Annotated in this window: 1 protein-coding gene; it reads right to left on the bottom strand. The window is 30.6% G+C overall.

Going from position 1 to position 1,311, the window contains the following annotated elements; all coding sequences use genetic code 11:
• Positions 1-43: 43 nt before the first annotated feature.
• Positions 44-1,269, bottom strand: a protein-coding gene (locus C7448_RS15705) for an IS3 family transposase (protein ID WP_115902358.1) whose coding sequence is annotated in 2 segments (ribosomal slippage) — positions 44-915 and positions 915-1,269 — 1,227 coding nt in all. Because the reading frame shifts where the segments join, the coding sequence is not laid out codon by codon here.
• Positions 1,270-1,311: the final 42 nt, after the last annotated feature.

Genomic DNA, 1,311 nt, shown 5'->3' on the forward strand with positions numbered 1-1,311 from the left:
TGAGTCGTCCTGAAATAGGTTGACAGTTTTTATAAAATATTAATTAAACCTTTGAAGCTAGCTTCAAAGGTTTTTTGTTGTGTATAAAGTTAGGTGTTTTCATATTCAAACTCAAGTGTGGTCTTAGATTATTATAAATATTTATTGATTGTTTAATGAGTTTTTCTAATTCCTTACCTGTATTACATTTATAAATTAAAAATTCATGTTTCAAAATTCCATTAATTCTTTCTGCTAAAGCATTTTGATAACAGTCGTATCCATCGGTCATTGATGATTTTATTCCTTTTTCAGCTAACTTGTTTTGATATATTGTAGAACAATATTGTAATCCTCTATCAGAATGATGAATCATTAGTCCAGATGTAATTCTATTTTTAATGGCCATAGTTAAGGCTTTAACTACATTTTCTGCACTCATATCATTACTTAAATGATATCCCATAATTTTTCTACTAAAAGCATCGGTCACCAAAGATAAATAATGGGTTCGTTCTCTACTTTTTACATAGGTAATATCACTGACAAAGTATTGTTCTGGGTGCACTATCTTTGTTTCTTTGATTAGATTGGGATACTTGCGTAACCAATGTTTAGAGTTAGTGGTTTTAGTGTAATTCTTTTTAGGTTTGATTAACATGGATTCTGAGCGTAAATAATCAAATAGGGCATCTCTACCTATTTTTATTCCTTGATTATTAAACTCATTCTTTAGTAAATAATACAACTTTCGAGTACCTATTCTAGGCATTTGCATACGTATTTTTAGAACTAAAGGTTTAATTTTAGAACGTTCTGATCTTCGAGCGTTCTCTCGCTTAATGCTTTGATAGAATCCTTGTCTTGATATCTCAAACAATCGACAACAACGAGATAAACTTATCCTTTGTTCTTGTCTGATGCTTTGGATTGTTGAGATAAATACTTTTTTCTAATAGAAGTCCCATATTGACTATCAGAAATATCAATCATTTTATTGAGAATCAGATTCTTTAACTTCTGATCTTCTAATTCTCGTTCTAATCGCTTTATTTTTTGGGCAGGTGTTTCTTTGGATTTTGATTTCATTAGTAAGGCAGGTTTGCTCCAGTCTAAGGTACCATGTTTTCTTAACCAAACCAAAACAGTACTCTTTCCTTGAATACCATACTTCTTTTGAGCTTGTTTATAGGTTAACTCGCCCTTTTCTACTTGAGAAACTACAGCTAATTTAAAGCCTAAATTGTAATCACACTGTGTACGCTTCTTCTTGGATACATTGTTTTTCATAAAATAAGTCTAAATTGTGTAAACTTATTTCAGGACGAGACA

It is taken from the genome of Tenacibaculum gallaicum (assembly GCF_003387615.1).
Taxonomy (GTDB): Bacteria; Bacteroidota; Bacteroidia; order Flavobacteriales; family Flavobacteriaceae; genus Polaribacter; species Polaribacter gallaicus.